This window comes from Enterobacter cloacae complex sp. 397G4 (assembly GCF_050031515.1).
GTDB lineage: Bacteria > Pseudomonadota > Gammaproteobacteria > Enterobacterales > Enterobacteriaceae > Enterobacter > Enterobacter hormaechei_C.
Window position 1 is genome coordinate 3562682 of sequence record NZ_JBLGWE010000001.1, and the last position, 17713, is coordinate 3580394.

Here is a 17713-nt window from a genome sequence, read left to right on the forward strand (position 1 = left end):
CCCTGGACATGCAACGCCCATCGTTAGAACCAAATTAACACAGTTTCCGGAAAAGTAAATAGCTCACTATAGAATAATGAGCTATTTTATCGATCGCTATTTTGTTATCTGTTTAAGCTGAGCCTCCGCCCACGCTTCCTCAATGTCAAATTTAGTGATCAGCTGGTCGTAGAACCGCTTAACGGACTTCTCCCAGGTGGCAACGGATATCGCATCGGTAATACGGCAAACAGCCGCATATGCCTCAGTCGAGGGGATACGCTCATATCCACGTCCGCCGCAACGCTTACAGTCGGCCAGAACCGGCACGCCCTGCTTTTCAGTGAGGACCTGATTCACTGCTTTACCGCGCCCGTGGCAGTCTTTACAGGCGCAACTGACAACTTTCTTACCTTTGCAGGCCGAACACAGAACCCGCACCACCTCTTTCACCTGGCGTTTAACTTCGAAATCACTAGGCGACTGCTTAAGGTCTTTTGCCCACTGTGGAAGCTTCATGGTGTAGTGCGATTTCATCGTGAAAACATCAGCCTCAATGAATCCCTGACCCGAGCAGCAGTCACACTGTTTCACGCTGGCGGCGCTGCGAGAATAATCTTCAAAAGCGAAGGCGGCCAACTGGTGCATCACCAGCGGCTTAACACTGTCGTCAAGCTTGCGCAGCGCCGCTACGCTATCGCATTTTGTCAGTGCATACTCTGCTAGAAGCTCGATCGCCCTCGCCCGGTCGTTGTAACTGATACCCATCTTTCCGAGGAAGGCACTGTATCCCATGCCAGCGCGTTCTTGGGTCATGCCCATGGCCGCCATAACATCCGTCCCGGTCAGTGAATCTGAAGCAGTGGCGCGCGGAGAGTCGCTAATAAGCGTCGACTTGGCGAAGTGGTATTTCACGGTGTTTTCGAGGTTCATTATGCGGCTCCTGCTGAATGATAGATGCGAACAAAATTACGAAGGATGCGGTAATCCACCAGCACCGATCCCCGGAAGCGGTAGATGCGAAGGCGCTGCCAGCGCGCGCGGAGTACCTCAGTACCTCAAGCGTTTCTGGCTTCATGTGGCCTCCCCGATGATAATTTGCCCGGTTTCTCCCCAGATTTTGGTAACCCGCCCGTCCCAGACATGGCTATCTTCGTCAAACACCGCATCCAGTAGAGCCTTTTCCAGGTTGTCTTTGTCAGGCTTTTGCTGGTGAGGCCGGCCGACATATTGCGCCCGCTTTGTCTTACTCCAGCTCTTCGGCATGGGGATAACGAACGTGACGTGATATCCGGACTCTGGCAGATGGACACCCAGCAACCTGACCTGTTCTTTGTATGCCCAGTACGCTGCTGTTGCTGGCCGTTTATGCCATCGGTCGCGCTGAGTCATTCGGGGTTTGCCAATCGGCGTAATTTCGTAAATTTTCATGCGGGCACCACCAGCCCGCGGCGGGCAACTTCGATCACTGTCAGAACTATCGCGCGGTCCATAAGCTGCCGCCGCTCGTCCCGGTTAAGCTTATTCCCGTTATCAATGCTGTCATGACAACATACGCAGAGAGCTGCTGTCGCACAGTCATCGGTTTTTAATCCCATGCCTTTCCCTTCGTTCCGGTGTGCCACCTGCGTCCCCCATGCTCCACAAAGAACACAACGCTCGATCTGCCCGACGGCGGCGAGCCATTTTTTGCTGCGATAAATAGCCATGCTCACCCCCATATCCGGTTTTGCCACCGGCGATTTATACGCGGTGGTTTATTACCTTCAGGCAGCCGGGCGCTGACGGTCCAGGTGAGATAATCTGAGTTCAGGTTGCGCTCTACCTTCACGCCGCGGCGCTGGTATTCCGCCATGAGTTCTTCGGCCTGCTGGGTTGTACAATCGGTATGATGGAACCAGGTATGCTTCATCCCCATCACCCCGCGAAGCTCATGAGTTGCGCAGCGGCGTTCTCCGCCTCGCGCTGGTCCCTGAATGCTTTGGATAATATCCAGCGCCAGAGGACATCAAGCGCGGCCTTGTACAGCTGCTGGAACTCAATTTCGTCCATGTTGGCGAATGAAATACTGCGTGGGTGCTTCTGAAGTGAGCCATCCGGAAGTTTGATAGCGTCGTAATGCCCGGCCTGAATAGTCACCCAGGCACGGTATGCATCGAAGGATTTACAGAGGCTGATCCCGTTTGTTACGCGGCGGCTCGCAACCTGCTCAAGATAGTGCTCAGCGGCATCGAGCAGTGCGCCTTCGTTTCCGCCATAGGTAGCCAGGAATTTAGCGTAGCCGGTAACCAGCTTGCGCTCGTTGGAGGAGATTGCGCCGCCGGTAGGCTCCCAGTATTCGAAGCCCAGATTCAGCAGAGCGAAGAAGCGGCGATGAAACGCAGGATTGCGTACCTGTTTGAAGTCGGCCACCAGCACGGCGCCGAGCTTGATTTTTGATTGCAGCAAATCGCTGGTCTCCGGCGTAGCCGGGATCAGGATCCCTGAGGACTGCTTAATGAGTTGTAACTGCGCCATGGTGTTCACTCCGTGGCGCATCGCGGTCAGGTTGCTGGTTGTTCAGGCCAGCTCAAGAATTATGATTGCGTACGTAGTGACAAGTCAATTTTTAGAAGCCATTTCCCTTACAACTTCCATAATGGTTTCTTTGGACCAGTAACGATCGTCCCTGCTTAGTTTTCTGTGAGTTATGGAGCTATCTTTGGTGGAAATTATATAGCGCTCTTCCGCACCCAACTTGAAGGACAGCAACTCCCTTCCTTTCCCATCGGTTATGGTCACTCGCAGATCTGACTGAACTACACCCTCCACGGAATCCCCCTGAGCGACATACAGACGCGATTAGAAATTGTCGGCAGCAGCATCAAAGGGATTCGCAAATTGCGGTATTCTGAAAATGCGCGCTACCCCTGTGTACACCCTTAATAGAACCAGTCGTCTGCACTTTCCCAGGTTTCCTGAAGGATCCCTTCAACCGTCTTCTTCGCTTCCTTTGCCCCACCATAAACGCTTAACCCATCCGAACCAGCACGACGAACAACCAGACTGCAATCCTCGAACTGATTCCGGAGCCGTTTTAGCAGTTCTTTTTCCAGCGCTGGCATTGCTCCATCTGGAAGTTTCTTTGTGCGATCAATGGTTAATTCAACTTTCATGGTGGCCTCCTTTGCATATACTGTGTTTTTATACAGTACACCTACCTGGAAAAATGGTCAACGCAACAAGAGCACAAAATGCTAATTTTGTGTATGTAAGAAAAAATTAAACCCGCCGTAGCGGGTTGAATAATCAGACGATTTTAAGCTGCTATCTCTTTCGACTGGCAAAGTTCAGGGAGATTCGCCCTCACCAGCGCCTCTGCGAATGGCGGAGGAACCGCATTTCCACAACGCGCCACCTGCTTATCCTTCGCGTACTTCACGCCCCGGAAATCCTGGTCGATGATGTACCATTCCGGAAAGCCCTGCGCCCGGTATAGCTCATGTGGTTGCAGCATGCGCATGCCAATATCGACAATGCGATAAACCACCCCATCCAGCGTCACCAGGCCAGTGCTGTCCGGGCCACAATATTCGCGCAGGAACGCCAGCGCCTGCTGCGCGCGCTGCTCGTCGTATCCGTCTACGGCCAGCATGGTTTTCACCTCTCCCACATGCGTGCCACCAGCGGTAATGGTCGGCATTGACTGGTCGGTGCGCTGTCCGTCCCGGCAGGTTCCTCGCAGCTTCACCAGATGAGAGGTTACCGCAGCATGGTGATCGACGGTTGTCACAGAGTGCATCGGCTCGTCCATGCCCACGCCAGCGCCCTGGTAATTCCCGCCGTAGTGCTTCGCCAGGAACGCGCTCACAGTGGCGAATTTATTGCCGCCTGCCGTAACGGTACCAAGCGGATTATCCAGTTGCAGCACGCGCGGCTCCTGCCCCGCGCGTTCGCCATAGCCCATCTGAATGAGCGTAGGCATCACCAGCTGCGATTTGCCGCCGCCACCAGCGGTGATTGTCGCGCTGGGTTCGTCTGCCCGATGTCCTGTACTGGCGCCGAACTGCCGGGCAATAACCGGGGCAACAACGCACGCCCGTGACTGTTTCAGGATTGTATGCGCAGGCTTTTCCAGCGGGCGCGGCTTTGCCTGATATTCACTGCCGCCGTTACCAGCCAGGAAAGGTGTAAGTGCGGCTTCTACCATGCCAAGTGCATGCCCGTTGCCGCCCGGACGCTTCGATGTACCTGCGGTAATTGTCGGTACCGGTTCAGTGACTTCCTGCCCAGTAGCACCTGTGCGGAACTTCGTCAGGTGCGGTACTGCGATTGCGTAGCCGTGTTTTTTTGTGATGGTCTGCAAAGGCTCATTCAGGCTCTGACCTCTGAAACAGTCATAACCCGAACGGGTGCTGGTGTGGTTACACTTCACGATGAACGGCGTCGGATTGTCCAGGACGAAGCGCTGAATTCCCCGGGCTATCCGCTTCAGAGTGTTTTCTGCCAGCGGCTTTTTACGGCCAAAAATTGACGGCGCGGCAATCGACCAGTCGATGCATTCAGCAGCTGTTCGCCACGGCGCCAGCTTCCCAGCCTGCACTGCTGGAGATTTCGGATCCGCGTGGGTTACTTCCGGCCAGGTAATTGGCTGCCCGTCCCGGCGCATCACCATGAAGAAACGCTTTCTGATCGTCGGAGCACCATAATCACAGGCACGAAGCTCGCGATACTCAACGGCATAGCCCAGGCCTTTTACCAGACGTGCAGCTTCCTCGCTGTCCAACGAAAGATTCAGAAATTCACAGCATTCCGCCAGCGCAGGATGATCTGCTGAAATGCCAGTGGTCAGCATGCCAATGAATGCCTCAAAAGTTTCGCCAGAGCGGGCAGGATCCGGGCGCTGCTCAACAGCTTGCGGCGGACCAATAAATTCATCCAGGAAGCGATCTGCGTGACTGATAAACGGCATTTCACGTAGCAACGGCCCCCACGTTTTGAACTCCTCAACGTTCTCCAGCATCATCACGCGCGGGCCAACATCCAGCGCCCAGCGAATGACAATCCACGCCAGTCCGCGAATCGCTTTCTCAACGGGCTTTGCGCCTTTGGCTTTCGAAAAGTGACGGCAGTCAGGAGAAAACCATGCCAGCGCAACCGGGCGGCCAGCGGTCGCAATCTTTGGCCGGACCTCGTAGACGGATTCGCAATAGTGCAACGTGTCCGGGTGGTTGGTGGTGTGCATCGCAACGGCGTTCGGGTCGTGGTTGATCGCAATATCCACACTGCGCCCGATAGCCATTTCAATTCCTGTACTCGCCCCGCCGCCGCCAGCAAAGTTATCAACAATAATTTCTCTCACGCGTATTCCTCCATGGCGGTGGCCAGCGAGCGGGCAGCAGCGATAATTGACGGTACCGGCATTCGTTCCAGCCACATCCGATTGATGTGATGCTGCAGGCGGCGCTGGTGGTGCGCCGGCAGGTTCCCGGCGTTTTCAATCTGGCTGTAGACCATACCGACCTCGGCAGGCCATATGGTTTCAGGTACTTCCACCAGCAGGAGATTTTCCAACTCAGCCACACGCCTACAAGCGTATTTCAGCAAATGGTCCACTACTTCTCCTCCTGCTGCGGTGCTGCCGTGAGCATTGCCTTGTGCATAGCGTCGTAGCCATCCTCCTCTACGCGCGCGGCGGCGCGCTCAGCTTCGCTCTGCTCCCAGAACCACCGATGAAGATTCATGAGTTCGTCGTCCAGAGGAGCATATTTACGGTCAAAATAGGCTTGGGCGTCTTTCTCCGATTCGTCCGGCAGTTCGCCTGGGCCAAACAGCGTGTTATAAATCCATGCCAGCCCCTTTCTGGCGTCGCCAGTTCCCTGCCATTCGATGATTGCTGCCTGCATTACCAGAATGTTTTTACCGATTAACAGGTCCAGTTCTTTGTGGCGGTTTTTTATGTATGCGTTGTCGCTCTCCAGCTCAGCAACCCGCTTCTCTGCGGATTCCCATTTCGCGTGCAGCAACGAATAGTTTTCGCTGACGGTCTTAATAACGTGACGCAGATTGTCTTCATCCATATCGCCAATCACTGGCAGCAGCATGTTCGGCGTGAGAATTTCATTCAGGCGCTTGTCTTTGGCTTCCAGCTCATCCAGCAGCGCCTGAACTACATCGGCGGCTTTCTGGCACTGGTCAACAATGCTCACGTCACAACCGGTATCGAAGCCGTCCTCAGTTTCAAAGCGGAGCTCTACGGTGTCGCCGTCGATATCAGATGGTTCGAATCCGGCGATGTTTTCCAGAATGTTGATTGTGCTTTCTGCGCTATCACGCAGCGCCTGTTTGTCGATGTTGCTCATGCTGCCGCCTTGTTGTGTGAAAAACGCTTCAGGTCAAAGTCGATTGTTGCCCGCATGTCACGGAAGACACCGCAGCGTCCATGGCGAACCAGGCCACCCTGCTCCACCGCTACGCGGAGATATTTCTCCGCCGTGGTCCGGTGCAGGCCGAACATCGCAACGACGTCATTCGTGGTGATGCGCCCCTGCTCCTTCACCAGTTCGATAATTCGGTTGATGATCAGGGCGCGTTCTTTGTCGGTTTTCTTTCTGGCCATCGGTTATTCCCTCCCTGTCAGCTGCTGCACGAGATTTCTGTGGCGACCAATAACACGAACCGCCTCACGCAGTTTGGTCAGTTGCTCCAGCTTGTTTCTGGTGCGGCGGATTTCGCGAGAAATATCCCGTACCGCTGGTACCGCTTCGACTGCGGCGCACCCTTCGGTGAACGAGGGGATTTCACTTACGATCTGTTCGACCGGTTTTGCTTCTTCCGGCGCGGCAGGTGCCTCCGGTACCGGTTCTTGCTTAACGGGTTCTGTAACAACAGCAAGGGACCAGGTAACGCCTTTGCCCTTCCCGTTCTTCACCACAACGCCCTGGCGCTCCAGCGCGCGAAGAACAGAGACCATTCCGCGGGCATTGCGATTGACGGCCGCGGCCAGCGAAACTGTCGTCATAGCCCCCTGCTCACGCAGCTGCTGTCGGACGACATCAGGATCAACGGGTTCCGGCTCCTCACCTTTCAGACGCGGGAACGGATTCACAGGTGCCTTTGGCGTTGACTGCTGAGACTGACCTTTCACGGTACCGAGGAACCAGCCGCCGTCTCCAAAATCGCATAACCCCTGATCACGCTGCTCACGTAACATGGTGAGCGCATCGACCGGGTCGATATCAAGACGGGCAGCAACTTCGCGGTATGTCGCCCGGCCCATTTTTTCCAGTACCTGAATTACGGTTTCCATGTGATTGCCTCTCAAATCAGTCCAGCGTCTTTTCGCTGTTTGTATTTCGCCATCAGCATCTGCGCCGGAGTCGGGCCTCGATCCTGAGCTGGTGCGGTTAGTGCCCGGCGTACTGGTGGAACAGGTTTTCCATCAAGAACACGCATTTCCCAGTCGTGGAGTAGATCACCAGCAACGCGAACAAGTTCTTTCTCGCTGAGCTGGCCGTCAGTACCGCGTCTGCGCAGTTCAAGGCAAATGTGATAGAGCACGGGCTGGCTCCACGGGTATTGCTCACTGGTCGGGTAGCGAAAAACCAGCTTTCGCCAGCGCCAGTATTCGGACATGACATCGTCAACGGTGATACCCAGGGCGCCATGACCTTCCCGGCACCATGCGATGAACTGACCTGGCGACGGCAGGAACGGGCGTTCCTGGCGACGTGCAATGCGCAGCCCGGCGTTCACTTGTTCCATGGTGGTGATCCCGTTTTCACGAAATGCCAGAGCCCACTGGCGGCGCAGTTCGTCAAACTCAGACTGGTCGCTGAAGCTATGCACGCTGGCCGGGAATGCTGCACGCAAGGCGCTAAACAGCGCGTTAAAGATTTCAGCGGTCTGCTCGGCGGGCGTATCCTGCGCATCCGGCAATTCAGGCATGCCGCGTGCTATGCGCGCAAAATTTTCACGGTCTATGCTGACCATCTGCTCAGAAAGACTTTTCATCGAACACCCCGTTGATCCAGTCTGTGTTGTTGAAATCCACCTTGCCCTTCGCAGTGGTCTTCATTGGTTGTCCACCGCTGCGCAGGCGCTTGGTAGTTAGGTCGTCCCACTTCCTGCGCAGGCTTGACGGACTCAGGATGTTGTCTTTCCAGAAATCATCCTTGTTGGCCCACTTGAACAGATCGCAAATCTCGAAGTGCGTACGTTTGTCCTGGACGCGCATCAGGCGGATTGTGTTAGCCCATTCGACCCATTTCGGTTCGCTCAGGCTGGCATTGATGGTCAGGCGCAGAGAATGAATCCAGCGAGCGGCTTTGAGATCGTCAGCAGTTCCCCATGATTTACCTGCCGGGGTGTAAATTCCGTCAGCAGCTTCAGGGTGACGAGAGAGGAATTTTTGAGTCGCCTCGTTTCGGGATTCTTCAGAATTCCGAGACGAAGAGATCTTATTATTTATATTGTTGTTATTATATTGTTGTTCATGATGCGCGGGGAATTGCGCGGTCTTATGCGCGGGTAAATGCGCGGCATGTCCCTCGCAAGCCGCGCCATTACTGGCTTCGTCATGCGCGGTGAAATGCTCGCCGTTATGCGCGGGGAATTGCGCGGGTAAATCGTCTATTTTTTGAGCATATTGCTCATAATTTGTGATGGTTATCACAGTGCCTTTTCGCTTCTCTCCAGAACGAGAAATCATTCCTTCGCGCTCGAAAACATCAAGCATCCTGTCCACGGCGTGGCGACTACTCGGCTTCCCTTCCCGGTCGCATAATTTCAGCCCCAAATCGGCCGTTGTGGTTACCAGTTGTCCGGTTTGTAAGGGCCATTGACGGCCTTTAAAGTTCGCCGTGTAGGGCTGACGTGCAGCACCCAAAAGAAGGTTCTCCCACAACGTGCGCAGGAACACATCTTTCGCCCAGGGCTTCTTCAGTACGCTCCGGTACAACGGGATGAATCCGGTCTTCTGGTTCTCCATCCGGTTGCTCCTGATGGCACTACGTGCCGCAAAATCGGCATAAGCGACATTTGACATGCTATGCCCCTTTAGCCTGGTGTTTAGTACATGCGTTTGTCATAATGACCTCGCAATTACGTCCCGTTTTTGCACACGAAAGCCGTTGGTGCCCCCTCACCGCGGCTTTCACCCTTTTAGAACAGCCCCTGCTGCTTACCGCGCTTGATGCGCTTCGACTCAAACCGATCTGCCGGCACTGTCTGTTTTTCTGCCCATAACTTCGCGTGACGCAAAACATCATCGAAAATTCTCCCCTTACGACTTGCCTGAGACATTCGCTTGTACATATCGACGGCCTGAAATGCCCCCCCCCCCTGCGCCACAGCTGCGGTGAAGCCCTGCCGGATAAGTTCTTCGCGAACGTGCTTTTCAATAAATTCGACATGATTCACTGCACACCTCACATGACGCCCGGGCCCATGACTGCGAGGCCACTCAGAACCTGAACAACAGCCTCCCCAGGCAGAAGCGCCAGCAGGTGTTCAATGCCCTCCCTCACCTCTTTCACCAGCTGGTGCTGCGGCGCCCTCAGAATCACCGCGCGTTTCGCTTCGCCGATCTCCTTCTCCATCGCTGCATAGCGCGTCATAAAGCAGTCCTGAGGTACCAGACGTCCACGGAACTCAAGCGGTAGAACTGCGATGATCGCGGGCGACAGCTGGCTGATGTTTTTGCGCGCATACTCCGTATCACCATCGAGCCAGCGGAAGAGTTTCTGACGCTTACGGCTCAGGTCTTCGGGAAATTCCAGCCCGGCGCCGCCCTGTCGTTCCCATTCCTCAACGATGATTCCGGCAACGACATCCTGGTTATCCAGTGACGCGGCCCAGGCACGAACGGCATCGCGGATCTGTTCGTGCTTATCTGCCGCGCTGGGCTGATTGCGATTTATCATCGCCCCCGGATGTAATCCGGTATTTTGTTGATATGAAATGGCATGCATGGTCAGGACTCCTGTTTTGGCAGCCCGTCTGTGGGATTTGGATAAATGTCACCACGAACTTCATGAGGCGTAATTTTCCAATCCAGAAACTTGCATAAAGGTATGACTCGATGAGAAGGAACCTGACTTTTTAGCCATAAACTTACCGTCTGTGGCTTAGTAGCAAGTGCCTCAGCTATTTCTGTTTGGTTCTTAATCAGACAGATCTGACGTTTCAAATTTGGATTCATAAGCTCCCCTTGTTGTCTTCAAGGAAAACTATATCTTCAAACTTAAAGCATTACTAGTTTTTCTTGTTAAAGACTTGAAGTGCTGATTACAAGGTTGGTTTGTAGAATGGAAGGCATGAAAGAAGAAAATAAAAATTTCGCTTACAGGATGCAGGTGATTCTGCAAGAAACAGGCTGGAACCTATCGGAGCTGGCCCGACGGGTTATGGTATCCCCTCAGGCAACGCAGCAATGGTCAAAAGGGGTAACAACAGCGCGAGGAGAGCGACTTAAACGCCTTGCTGCTGTAACAGGAAAACCTACTCATTGGTTTTTCCTTCCGCAGGGAAATGAACCATCAGAGCAAGAGTTAACAGAACTCTCTCAGCTTCACCAGTTAGATGATAAGGAAAAGGCGCTCCTTTCACTCTTTAATCAGATGCCAGAGGCAGAGAAGAACCGCTTGATTGTTCATGCCAAAACAATACTCTCAGAGTTGGATTTGCTAAAGGGTGATGTAGCCAACATCATCAAAGATATACAAAAATAAGTAAGGACGTGCACGTCATGTCAAAACAGTTGTTAGAAGTCTTCTCCATAAAAATTCAGCAGGTGATGAGGGAGCATAAATGGAACAAGTCAGAGTTAGCACGCCGACTTAAGCTTTCTCACACTGCAATAAGTAAGTGGGTTAATGGGCAGAATTTAGCTACTGGAGATCGCTTGACCAGACTCTCTGTCGTAACCGGTAAACCTCCGCATTGGTTTTTCACTGATGAAAACAGCAACACCCATCCACAAAGTGACACAACAGGCATTCAATACAGAATATTGGATCAACAAGAACAAGCGCTTCTATCTGTTTTTAGTAAGCTCAACGATAAAGATAAGCTTAACCTTATGGTTCATGCCATTGAACTTTCCCAAAAACATCCCTCCTAGCCTCCTACACCCCAAGCCTTCAAATCAGTCCTTTACATAATGGCTTTTCTTTACGTCAAAGCTCGCACCCTCAATTTAAAGAAAAACTATAAACTGCACTTTACACCTTCTAGATTTACTTGTAATCTTTATCTATCGACAACAAGCGCACCGTTGTCAGGTTAAGAAAAGTTCCGCCAGCCTGGCGACAAGGGCAAACAAGAGGGAATCATCATGGTTCATCAGCACTATGGCACCCAGACGGTCAACCGCGGCGCAGTTATGCCAGGCATGCTCGTCAAACACAAAGATTCAACCTGGACCGCGTCTGCTAATGCACGAGGCCGTCTGTATCTTCACCGTGGAGTCGAACGCACCTACACCAAAGATTTGCTGGTTGAGGTCTATTTAAACGGCGTTGGAAATGGCCTTAGCCATTAACGGAGGGCGTTATGCAGGAAAAGAAATGCGCGTACTGCCGGAAGCCGATCGAGCAAGGGAAGGAAGTTAAAAACAAACTGCTCTTCATCCACGGCTCGCAGTTGAAACGCGAACAACGTGATTACTGTTCTGTGCGTTGCGCTTCGTTCGACCAGATGGCTCACGAAGCATAACGTAACAACCCGCCGAAGCGGGCCTATACGTCCGGTGCCACCGACCAAAGTTACACCGGAATTTATACCAAACCAAAAACACACCCAATGGGCGCTATTTCTGGCCCGGGGATCTTACATCCAAAAATGAGGATCTGACATGGAATTTTTCCATCTGCTCAAAGCCAGTCAGAAATCTGGCAAGAAAGATGCGGTGATTTGGTTCACTGCGAAAAGTGCAGCCCGCGCCAATCTCCAACTCGATGTTGCACTGGAAGAAGCAGGCATTGAAGAAACTGGCCGCGGTAAAGACTACGCCAAACCGATCCGCACCGATTTTCCCGTATATAACGACCTGCCGGAAGAAGGCACTGTGGATTACACCTAGTGCGAGCGCTACGCACTCCAGGACGATGGACGCACCTGGCTGCCAAAGGCAGGAGCTGAGTCTACTGGATCCGTGGTTAACACTGCCGCTCCGGAAACGACCGTTAAAGTCGAAACTATCGACGAGAGTGTTACGCTTGAAAACCGTACTCAAGCAGTCCGTTTTGCCTTCCACCTGACCAGCGACAAATATCAGACGCATATCAGTAAAGCGCAGCAGCTGGCTGCCAGCGAAATGTCACTGGATGAAGGCAACACCTATCTCCAGAATCTGCTACTGGCGAAGAACGACACCCCTGAAGTTGCCGAACTCAGCCTAAACGCTGAGTGGAAACTGGTACAGGCGATTAAGCAGGTATTCGCGCCAGATGAAGAGCACGAAGTAAAACTACTTGCTGCTTTCATGGCCGACTGGTTGAGAGTAGATGCTGGCGACCACAATGAGGTAGTAAGAGAGTGGAGAAGCGGAAAGCTTACTCTGCTCAAATCAGAAAGAACCAGCGACGCCGGGGTTGAAACTGGCAAGCATATCGCTACTGATGACGGTATCCAGATCGGCGAGCACGACGATGAAAATACCCGTTATCCAGTGTGCAGAATGCCCTTCCGCAAGCAACTTCTTTCACAGTTCACCGCCGACGAACTGCGCCACCACGTTACCCGCGAAGAGTACGAAGCTATCAGCATGCTGGAGATGGACACTGACAACAGCTACGTTCAGAACCTGCTGCTGGCGGCAGAAAACTGCGAAGAGGTTAAGGGTTACGATACCAAAGACCTTTGGCGCTATACCGACGCCATTCGCAAGGTGTTCAGCCAGGAGAAGCGTCACGAACTCGCTTTGGTTCTTCGTTTTACCAAAATATGGGCAGAAACTGATTACATTGACCGTGGCATCCTGGCGCGCGAATGGGCTGCCGGAAACCGCATCAGCAGCGTGCAGCGTACTGATTCCGGCACTAACGCTGATGGCGGCCATGTTACTGACCGCGGCGAAGGCGCACACCATACGCTGGACTCTCTCGATCTTGAAATCGCCTGCGCCCTGCTGCCGATGGACTTCAACCCACACGAAATACCAGGCAGCGTTCTGCGCCGCGCGAAGGAAATTGTCGCTAAAAAAGAGGAGCCGTGGAAATCATGGAGCAGCATTCTGCGCAACCAGCCCGGCGTTCTGGCGGTTAACCGGACGGCAATTTTTAACCTGGTGCGTATCGCTCCTGAGAACATCCACAAGACGCCTGCTGCTCACTTGGAATTTGTTAATCGAACGATGACAACAAATTTCAATTCGACAACAGAGTTAATGCCGCTGCCTTCTGCCGCTCCAGGTATTTCACGTGAAAACGTGGACAAGCAGCTGGCAGCAGAACGTGGTGAGTTTGTCGAGGGTATTAGCGACCCAACAGATCCGAAATGGGAAATGACCCAGCGTGTGGCCACCACTACTCACCAAGAGAATTTACAACGGATTCGTGAAGAAGGTGCGCGCCGCCGCGCCGAGGAAGCGAAAGGACAACCGAAAATCACAAGTATGGGCAACGGCATATTTTCCATTGATGCCCTGCTCAACCAAAACGCCTCAAATGAAGCCGAAAAAACGGAAAACGCAGCGGAGACCACCAGCGATGTGCAGATGGAAACGACTCAGTCAGAGAAAGTCGAAAATACTGATCCGGTACAACCAGGCGAAGGCGTTGATGCAGCTGATACGCAAGCAGTTACCGTAGCTCCGGCAGAGATATTGGCCGCAGCCGCACCAAGCCTAACTAACCAGGAGCAGGCTGGTGTTCACCAAAAAACAGATTCTGTCAACCAGGAAGAGCCAGAACCTACTCAAAGCGAACCAGAATCGGCACAAAACGAACCAGAAGTGCATCAGGAAGAACCAGCTGTTGAATATCCTGCTTATTTCGAGCCAGGCCGCTATGAAGGTCTTCCGAACGAGGTTTACCACGCTGCCAACGGCATCAGCTCAACCCAGGTGAAAGATGCGCGCGTATCGCTGATGTACTTCAATGCGCGCCACGTTGAGAAAACCATCGTCAAAGAGCGTTCCGCAGTGCTGGACATGGGCAACTTAGTGCATGCGCTGGCGTTGCAGCCTGAACAGCTGGACGCAGAATTCAGCATTGAACCGGCTATCCCGGAAGGCGCATTCACAACAGCCGCGACCCTGCGCGCCTTTATCGATGAGTACAACGCCAGCCTGCCGGCGCTGCTGTCTGCCGACGACATCAAGGTATTACTGGAAGAGTACAACGCCACCCTCCCCGCGCAGGTGCCGCTGGGCGCTAACCTGGAAGAAACGGCGCAGAACTATATGGCACTGCCAGCTGACTTCCAGCGTATTGACGCAGACCAGAAGCAGACCGCCAACGCGATGAAAGCCTGCATCAAAGAGTACAACGCCACCCTGCCCCCGCAGGTGAAAACCAGCGGTAGCCGTGACGCGCTGCTCGAGCAGTTAGCGATCATCAACCCTGACATGGTGGCGCAGGAAGCGCAGAAGCCACAGCCGCTGAAAGTTTCTGGCACCAAGTCCGATCTAATTCAGGCCGTGAAAGCAGTCAAACCAGATGCTGTTTTTGCCGACGAGCTGCTGGATGCCTGGCGCGAGAATCCGGAAGGAAAAGTGCTGGTCACCCGCCAGCAGCTGAGCACCGCGCTGAATATTCAAAAAGCGCTTCTGGCTCACCCGACCGCCGGCATGCTGCTGACCCACCCGGGCCGCGCCGTCGAGGTGAGTTACTTCGGCTTTGACGAGGAGACGGGCCTGGAAGTTCGTGTGCGCCCTGACCTTGAGATCGACCTGGACGGTGTGCGTATCGGCGCAGACCTGAAAACTATCAGCATGTGGAACGTAAAGCAGGAAAGCCTGCGCGCCAGACTGCACCGGGAAATCATTGACCGCGACTACCACCTGAGCGCGGCCATGTACTGCGAAACCGCGGCGCTGGACCAGTTCTTCTGGATTTTCGTCAACAAAGACGAGAACTACCACTGGATCGCCATCATCGAGGCATCCGCTGAACTGCTGGAGCTGGGCATGCTCGAGTACCGCAAAGCGATGCGCGCTATCGCAACCGGATTCGACACAGGTGAATGGCCAGCACCAATCACTGCCGACTACACCGACGAACTGAACGACTTCGACCTGCGCCGCCTCGAAGCGCTGCGTACACAGGCATAAGGGGAATGATGATGGAAAACATGAATATCGTAACTGCTGAGCAGCAAGCTCCTAACACTATCTCTGCCAGCAACTCAATTTTCAACGTTCAGGCATTGGGTCAGTTGCAGGCTTTCGCCGGGCTGATGGCCCAGTCTGTCGTTACAGTACCTGCTCACCTGGCAGGTAAGCCTGCGGATTGCATGGCGATTGTTATGCAAGCCATGCAGTGGGGCATGAACCCTTACGCGGTGGCGCAAAAAACTCACCTCGTCAACGGCCAGTTGGGTTACGAAGCGCAGCTTGTTAACGCTGTAATTACCAGTTCCAGTGCCATTCATGGCCGTTTTCATTATCGCTACGGCGGCGACTGGGAACGTTGCACCAAAACCAAAGAAGTGACCCGTGAAAAAATGGGTAAGAATGGTAAGTACACCGTGACCGAACGCGTTCGCGACTGGACTGATGAAGACGAAGAAGGACTCTATGTTGAAGTCGGAGCCATTCTTCGTGGGGAAAGTGAAATCACCTGGGATAAACCTCTTTACCTGTCGCAGGTGGTTACTCGAAATTCGCCGCTGTGGGTTTCAAAGCCGGACCAGCAAATAGCCTACCTCGGCGTGAAATATTGGGCGCGCTTGTACTGCCCACACGTTATCCTAGGCGTTTACACGCCTGATGAGATTGAGCAGCCCACCGAAAGGGAAATTAACCCGGCACCAGTTCAGAAAATGAGCCTGGCTGATATCAAAGGTGAAAATGTAGTAAACACGCAGGATCCTCAGGAGCCATCTGTAAATATCGACACCCTGGCCCAGGATTTCCGCGACCGCATTGAAGCCGCTCAGGATGTGGATAGCGCCAAAGCGGTCCGTGCAGACATCGAAACGGCTAAAGCGACGCTTGGATCCGCACTGTTCACCGAGCTGAAAAACAAAGCCGTTAAGCGATACTACCTGGTCGATGCACGTAACAAGGTGGAAGCGGCGATCAACTCCCTACCTTCTCCGGAAGAACCAGACGCGACAGAGCGATTCGCGGAAGCCGAGCGTGTGCTCGCATCTTCAAAGCGTCACCTGGGCGAAGAGCTGCACGATCAGTTCAGCATCACCCTGGCGGATATGAAACCGGAATACGTGGACTAAGGGAGGCGGGAGGGTTCGCCCTCCCGGTAACGAGATGAGCAAATCATTAAATGCACGTTGCATCCGTCGCTGGACCGTCGAATTTAAAGGTCGTTGCGACTCGAAATATAGTCCGTACTGGCGCAAGCGTGATCTGCGCGGGTATATCCGCGAAGCGGCGCTCACCACTGCTTACAACATGGTTGAGAGCATGGCTGAGAACAACGCCAAATTTGACTATGACGGCACGACTATTGGCTGGTCGTCTGAGTTCTCAGCCTGGTATGACGAACGCCGGGAGCAGTACCTCAAAGAAGCGCGTGACTACCTGGACGAAGAAGCCACCAACGAAGAGATAGACGAAGAGATCGAGAACGAGCTGGAGGCCTGGAATGATTGAGCGCGGCATGATTTTTAACGGGGAGATGGTGCGCGCCATTCTCGACGGCCGGAAGACGCAGACGCGTCGGATCATGGCGATTCAGCCAGAGCATTCAGAGCTGGGATTACGCCGAGTGATTGACTCCAAAAATGGCAGAGATAACGGGAAGTATTTTTGGTCGCAGTCCGATGCGTGCGGCCTGAAGGCCCGCTCAAAAGTGTTCGGTTGTCCTTATGGAGAAGTTGGCGATCGCATCTGGGTGCGAGAGACGTTCCAGGGGCCGCTTGTTTCTGAGGAGTTATTCGAAGAATACCGAGCCCATCCTGAAAAGTTCGAAACGCCGCAATACTGCGAATATTCCGCTGATGGCGGTGCCAAACCTGAATACTGTGATCTTGACGATAATCTCCGTCACGGTTGGCGGCCGTCGATCCATATGCCGCGTTGGGCCAGCCGCATTCTGCTGGAGATTACTAACGTTGGAGTGCAGCGCCTCCAGTCAATCAGCCCGAACGATGCTGCGCGTGAAGGACTGGTTAAGCTACCTGCCACTGGCCGGTATTGCATAAATCAGGGGGATCAATATTTCGGTGGTGCAAGCCATGATGCTCGCGAAGTATTTTCCTGGCTGTGGGCATCCATCTACGGCGAAGAAAGCTGGAAAGCTAACCCATGGGTCTGGGTTATTGAGTTTGAGCGTATCGAAGGAGACGACCATGCGACTGATTAACCGAGGTAATCAGCAATCCCCGTTAGCACGTCAGGCATGCGACATCGCACTGGCTACCCACCAGCAACGTTACGGTGACTACGGGCGCAGCAAGATGAAAGAGACGTATACGGTGAAGGTTGAAGGCGTAAAGGTCTGGGTCGAGGTGGTGAACCGCAAGGCGAGCTATGTGGCCACGGCAATGACAGGAATGCGCCGCTTGCGTGCCCTTCCCGGCCAGTCGTCCTGATAAGGAATTATCAAACGGCCCCGGTTGGGGCCCTTGG

General features: G+C 53.6%; 24 protein-coding genes and 4 pseudogenes. 10 read left to right on the plus strand and 18 right to left on the minus strand.

Annotation, left to right across the window (positions count from 1 at the left end; all coding sequences use genetic code 11):
• Positions 1–96: 96 nt before the first annotated feature.
• The 18 genes and pseudogenes from ACQG1Y_RS17055 to ACQG1Y_RS17140 form a co-directional block, all read right to left on the minus strand.
• Complete coding sequence (locus ACQG1Y_RS17055) at positions 97–912, minus strand: antitermination protein (RefSeq protein WP_039270106.1); 816 nt, start codon at positions 910–912, stop codon at positions 97–99.
• A pseudogene (locus ACQG1Y_RS17060) lies at positions 912–1031 on the minus strand (YlcG family protein); the annotation flags it as partial. The pseudogene ACQG1Y_RS17060 and the gene ACQG1Y_RS17055, both read right to left, overlap by 1 nt.
• Before the next feature lie 22 nt (positions 1032–1053).
• Positions 1054–1410 carry a RusA family crossover junction endodeoxyribonuclease gene (locus ACQG1Y_RS17065; protein WP_039270102.1) on the minus strand — a complete coding sequence of 119 codons (357 nt, stop codon included), beginning with the start codon at positions 1408–1410 and terminating at the stop codon, positions 1054–1056.
• Positions 1407–1688, minus strand: coding sequence for a hypothetical protein (locus ACQG1Y_RS17070; RefSeq protein ID WP_017692886.1), 282 nt, complete (start codon positions 1686–1688; stop codon positions 1407–1409). The genes ACQG1Y_RS17065 and ACQG1Y_RS17070 overlap by 4 nt, the downstream gene beginning before the upstream one ends.
• A gap of 2 nt (positions 1689–1690) precedes the next feature.
• Positions 1691–1897, minus strand: a complete 207-nt coding sequence (locus tag ACQG1Y_RS17075) for a hypothetical protein (protein ID WP_058646351.1) — start codon at positions 1895–1897, stop codon at positions 1691–1693.
• Positions 1897–2496, minus strand: a complete 600-nt coding sequence (locus tag ACQG1Y_RS17080; RefSeq protein WP_058646352.1) for a DUF1367 family protein — start codon at positions 2494–2496, stop codon at positions 1897–1899. The genes ACQG1Y_RS17075 and ACQG1Y_RS17080 overlap by 1 nt, the downstream gene beginning before the upstream one ends.
• A gap of 404 nt (positions 2497–2900) precedes the next feature.
• Positions 2901–3134: a DinI family protein gene (locus ACQG1Y_RS17085; RefSeq protein ID WP_006811588.1), complete on the minus strand. Its 234-nt coding sequence runs from the start codon at positions 3132–3134 to the stop codon at positions 2901–2903.
• A 143-nt stretch (positions 3135–3277) separates the two neighbouring features.
• Positions 3278–5320 (minus strand): DNA cytosine methyltransferase, encoded by a 2043-nt coding sequence (locus ACQG1Y_RS17090; protein WP_181242444.1) that lies wholly within the window; start codon positions 5318–5320, stop codon positions 3278–3280.
• A complete protein-coding gene (locus ACQG1Y_RS17095) occupies positions 5317–5574 on the minus strand; it encodes a hypothetical protein (protein ID WP_045621090.1) in 258 nt (85 codons plus the stop codon). Before ACQG1Y_RS17095 ends, ACQG1Y_RS17090 begins: the two co-directional genes overlap by 4 nt.
• A pseudogene (locus tag ACQG1Y_RS17100) lies at positions 5574–5966 on the minus strand (hypothetical protein); the annotation flags it as partial. The gene ACQG1Y_RS17095 and the pseudogene ACQG1Y_RS17100, both read right to left, overlap by 1 nt.
• Positions 5967–6083: 117 nt before the next feature.
• Positions 6084–6320, minus strand: a pseudogene (locus ACQG1Y_RS17105) (ead/Ea22-like family protein); the annotation flags it as partial.
• Positions 6317–6577 carry a DUF977 family protein gene (locus ACQG1Y_RS17110; protein ID WP_181242446.1) on the minus strand — a complete coding sequence of 87 codons (261 nt, stop codon included), beginning with the start codon at positions 6575–6577 and terminating at the stop codon, positions 6317–6319. The pseudogene ACQG1Y_RS17105 and the gene ACQG1Y_RS17110, both read right to left, overlap by 4 nt.
• A 3-nt stretch (positions 6578–6580) precedes the next feature.
• A complete protein-coding gene (locus ACQG1Y_RS17115; RefSeq protein WP_181242447.1) occupies positions 6581–7267 on the minus strand; it encodes a DUF1627 domain-containing protein in 687 nt (228 codons plus the stop codon).
• Between the two features lie 11 nt (positions 7268–7278).
• Positions 7279–7971 (minus strand): replication protein P, encoded by a 693-nt coding sequence (locus tag ACQG1Y_RS17120; RefSeq protein ID WP_047736760.1) that lies wholly within the window; start codon positions 7969–7971, stop codon positions 7279–7281.
• Entirely contained in the window at positions 7955–8947 is a 993-nt protein-coding gene (locus ACQG1Y_RS17125; RefSeq protein ID WP_181242521.1) for a replication protein, read from the minus strand. The genes ACQG1Y_RS17120 and ACQG1Y_RS17125 overlap by 17 nt, the downstream gene beginning before the upstream one ends.
• Before the next feature lie 173 nt (positions 8948–9120).
• Positions 9121–9378 carry a hypothetical protein gene (locus ACQG1Y_RS17130; protein WP_241277278.1) on the minus strand — a complete coding sequence of 86 codons (258 nt, stop codon included), beginning with the start codon at positions 9376–9378 and terminating at the stop codon, positions 9121–9123.
• Between the two features lie 8 nt (positions 9379–9386).
• Positions 9387–9929 carry a toxin YdaT domain-containing protein gene (locus ACQG1Y_RS17135; protein WP_163347616.1) on the minus strand — a complete coding sequence of 181 codons (543 nt, stop codon included), beginning with the start codon at positions 9927–9929 and terminating at the stop codon, positions 9387–9389.
• Positions 9930–9931: 2 nt separating this feature from the next.
• The gene (locus tag ACQG1Y_RS17140) at positions 9932–10159 is read right to left on the minus strand and encodes a transcriptional regulator (RefSeq protein WP_045621081.1); all 228 of its coding nucleotides are present in this window, start codon (positions 10157–10159) and stop codon (positions 9932–9934) included.
• Between the two features lie 106 nt (positions 10160–10265).
• Between ACQG1Y_RS17140 and ACQG1Y_RS17145 the strand changes: the two genes are divergently transcribed.
• From ACQG1Y_RS17145 to ACQG1Y_RS17190, 10 genes and pseudogenes are all read left to right on the plus strand, one after another.
• Positions 10266–10688 carry a helix-turn-helix domain-containing protein gene (locus tag ACQG1Y_RS17145; protein WP_045621080.1) on the plus strand — a complete coding sequence of 141 codons (423 nt, stop codon included), beginning with the start codon at positions 10266–10268 and terminating at the stop codon, positions 10686–10688.
• Between the two features lie 17 nt (positions 10689–10705).
• On the plus strand, positions 10706–11080 hold the full coding sequence (locus ACQG1Y_RS17150; protein WP_045621079.1) for a helix-turn-helix domain-containing protein: 375 nt from the start codon (positions 10706–10708) through the stop codon (positions 11078–11080).
• 213 nt (positions 11081–11293) lie between these two features.
• Complete coding sequence (locus tag ACQG1Y_RS17155; protein WP_032674134.1) at positions 11294–11500, plus strand: phage encoded cell division inhibitor protein; 207 nt, start codon at positions 11294–11296, stop codon at positions 11498–11500.
• An 11-nt stretch (positions 11501–11511) separates the two neighbouring features.
• Positions 11512–11673, plus strand: coding sequence for a YdaE family protein (locus tag ACQG1Y_RS17160; RefSeq protein WP_006811603.1), 162 nt, complete (start codon positions 11512–11514; stop codon positions 11671–11673).
• 139 nt (positions 11674–11812) lie between these two features.
• The gene (locus tag ACQG1Y_RS17165; protein WP_426736871.1) at positions 11813–12040 is read left to right on the plus strand and encodes a RecE family exodeoxyribonuclease; all 228 of its coding nucleotides are present in this window, start codon (positions 11813–11815) and stop codon (positions 12038–12040) included.
• Between the two features lie 402 nt (positions 12041–12442).
• Positions 12443–15232 (plus strand): PD-(D/E)XK nuclease-like domain-containing protein, encoded by a 2790-nt coding sequence (locus tag ACQG1Y_RS17170; RefSeq protein ID WP_426737184.1) that lies wholly within the window; start codon positions 12443–12445, stop codon positions 15230–15232.
• Positions 15198–16356 (plus strand): annotated as a pseudogene (locus ACQG1Y_RS17175) (RecT family recombinase); the annotation flags it as partial. The gene ACQG1Y_RS17170 and the pseudogene ACQG1Y_RS17175, both read left to right, overlap by 35 nt.
• Before the next feature lie 34 nt (positions 16357–16390).
• Positions 16391–16735: a hypothetical protein gene (locus tag ACQG1Y_RS17180; protein WP_063867133.1), complete on the plus strand. Its 345-nt coding sequence runs from the start codon at positions 16391–16393 to the stop codon at positions 16733–16735.
• Positions 16728–17447, plus strand: coding sequence for a hypothetical protein (locus ACQG1Y_RS17185; protein WP_063867135.1), 720 nt, complete (start codon positions 16728–16730; stop codon positions 17445–17447). Before ACQG1Y_RS17180 ends, ACQG1Y_RS17185 begins: the two co-directional genes overlap by 8 nt.
• Positions 17434–17676, plus strand: a complete 243-nt coding sequence (locus ACQG1Y_RS17190) for a DUF4060 family protein (protein ID WP_063867137.1) — start codon at positions 17434–17436, stop codon at positions 17674–17676. The genes ACQG1Y_RS17185 and ACQG1Y_RS17190 overlap by 14 nt, the downstream gene beginning before the upstream one ends.
• The last annotated feature ends 37 nt before the right edge of the window (positions 17677–17713 follow it).

Excerpts from the sequence above, each read along its gene's own strand:
- ACQG1Y_RS17065 (WP_039270102.1), bottom strand. The coding sequence starts at position 1,410 with ATGAAAATTTACGAAATTACGCCGATTGGCAAACCCCGAATGACTCAG.
- ACQG1Y_RS17120 (WP_047736760.1), bottom strand. The coding sequence starts at position 7,971 with ATGAAAAGTCTTTCTGAGCAGATGGTCAGCATAGACCGTGAAAATTTT.
- ACQG1Y_RS17185 (WP_063867135.1), top strand. The coding sequence starts at position 16,728 with ATGATTGAGCGCGGCATGATTTTTAACGGGGAGATGGTGCGCGCCATT.
- ACQG1Y_RS17170 (WP_426737184.1), top strand. The coding sequence starts at position 12,443 with ATGGCCGACTGGTTGAGAGTAGATGCTGGCGACCACAATGAGGTAGTA.
- ACQG1Y_RS17115 (WP_181242447.1), bottom strand. The coding sequence starts at position 7,267 with ATGGAAACCGTAATTCAGGTACTGGAAAAAATGGGCCGGGCGACATAC.
- ACQG1Y_RS17180 (WP_063867133.1), top strand. The coding sequence starts at position 16,391 with ATGAGCAAATCATTAAATGCACGTTGCATCCGTCGCTGGACCGTCGAA.
- ACQG1Y_RS17110 (WP_181242446.1), bottom strand. The coding sequence starts at position 6,577 with ATGGCCAGAAAGAAAACCGACAAAGAACGCGCCCTGATCATCAACCGA.
- ACQG1Y_RS17160 (WP_006811603.1), top strand. The coding sequence starts at position 11,512 with ATGCAGGAAAAGAAATGCGCGTACTGCCGGAAGCCGATCGAGCAAGGG.
- ACQG1Y_RS17190 (WP_063867137.1), top strand. The coding sequence starts at position 17,434 with ATGCGACTGATTAACCGAGGTAATCAGCAATCCCCGTTAGCACGTCAG.
- ACQG1Y_RS17135 (WP_163347616.1), bottom strand. The coding sequence starts at position 9,929 with ATGCATGCCATTTCATATCAACAAAATACCGGATTACATCCGGGGGCG.
- ACQG1Y_RS17145 (WP_045621080.1), top strand. The coding sequence starts at position 10,266 with ATGGAAGGCATGAAAGAAGAAAATAAAAATTTCGCTTACAGGATGCAG.
- ACQG1Y_RS17165 (WP_426736871.1), top strand. The coding sequence starts at position 11,813 with ATGGAATTTTTCCATCTGCTCAAAGCCAGTCAGAAATCTGGCAAGAAA.
- ACQG1Y_RS17155 (WP_032674134.1), top strand. The coding sequence starts at position 11,294 with ATGGTTCATCAGCACTATGGCACCCAGACGGTCAACCGCGGCGCAGTT.
- ACQG1Y_RS17140 (WP_045621081.1), bottom strand. The coding sequence starts at position 10,159 with ATGAATCCAAATTTGAAACGTCAGATCTGTCTGATTAAGAACCAAACA.
- ACQG1Y_RS17080 (WP_058646352.1), bottom strand. The coding sequence starts at position 2,496 with ATGGCGCAGTTACAACTCATTAAGCAGTCCTCAGGGATCCTGATCCCG.
- ACQG1Y_RS17085 (WP_006811588.1), bottom strand. The coding sequence starts at position 3,134 with ATGAAAGTTGAATTAACCATTGATCGCACAAAGAAACTTCCAGATGGA.
- ACQG1Y_RS17075 (WP_058646351.1), bottom strand. The coding sequence starts at position 1,897 with ATGGGGATGAAGCATACCTGGTTCCATCATACCGATTGTACAACCCAG.
- ACQG1Y_RS17070 (WP_017692886.1), bottom strand. The coding sequence starts at position 1,688 with ATGGCTATTTATCGCAGCAAAAAATGGCTCGCCGCCGTCGGGCAGATC.
- ACQG1Y_RS17055 (WP_039270106.1), bottom strand. The coding sequence starts at position 912 with ATGAACCTCGAAAACACCGTGAAATACCACTTCGCCAAGTCGACGCTT.
- ACQG1Y_RS17150 (WP_045621079.1), top strand. The coding sequence starts at position 10,706 with ATGTCAAAACAGTTGTTAGAAGTCTTCTCCATAAAAATTCAGCAGGTG.
- ACQG1Y_RS17125 (WP_181242521.1), bottom strand. The coding sequence starts at position 8,947 with ATGGAGAACCAGAAGACCGGATTCATCCCGTTGTACCGGAGCGTACTG.